General features: G+C 75.5%; 1 pseudogene. It reads right to left on the bottom strand.

Features of this window, described 5'->3' with window-relative positions:
* Positions 1–615 (bottom strand): annotated as a pseudogene (locus tag FV222_RS30355) (hypothetical protein); the annotation flags it as partial.
* Between the last annotated feature and the right edge of the window lie 88 nt (positions 616–703).

Here is a 703-nt window from a genome sequence, read left to right as displayed (position 1 = left end):
GCCGACGGGCGCGGGCTTGTCCGGCGCAGGTCTGGTCGGCGCGGCGTTCGCGGCGACGCGGGCCGGTTCCGGCACCGAGAACGGCACCTCGGCGCGGCCGCGCACCTTGCCCGAGACCGCGTCGACCTGGTCGACCCGCACCATGTAGTCGCCCGGCTTCACGCCGCGGCCGATCGTGAAGGTGACCTTGCCGTCGGCCCCGACGCTGGCCGGCGCGATCAGCGTGTCGTTGAGGTAGAGCCGCACCGTCGCCCCGGGCGAGGCCTGGCTGGTGACGAACAGCCGCCCGCCCTCCTGCGCGTCCACGCTGACGATCTTGACGGGGGCGTTCGTCGCGGATGTGTCCGGCGTCGTCTTCGCGGCCGTCGCCGCCTTGCCCGGCGCCGCGCCGCTTCCGGCGCCGTCCTTGCCGGACGAGACTTTGCCGGGTGCGACTTGGCCCGGCACCGCCTGGCCCGGCACCGCCTTGCCCGCCACGTCCTTACTCGCGACGCCCTTGCTCGCGACATCCTTACCCGGCGACGCCTGACCCGGCCCGGCCGGCGACCCTTGCGCGGTCGGCGCGTCGGGCTGCGACAGCACCACCGTCGGCTTGTCCGGCGCGATCAGCGCCACCAGCGGCTTCTCGGTGCGCGAGGGCGAGACCGCCACCGCGACGCTGTCCGCCGAGCGGGTCTCGCGGCCCTCGGCCGTGGTCGAGCGC

The organism is Methylobacterium sp. WL103 (assembly GCF_008039885.1).
Taxonomy (GTDB): domain Bacteria; phylum Pseudomonadota; class Alphaproteobacteria; order Rhizobiales; family Beijerinckiaceae; genus Methylobacterium; species Methylobacterium cerastii.
Note: the sequence above shows the minus strand (reverse complement) of the source record. Positions and strands in the feature narration are given on the sequence as shown.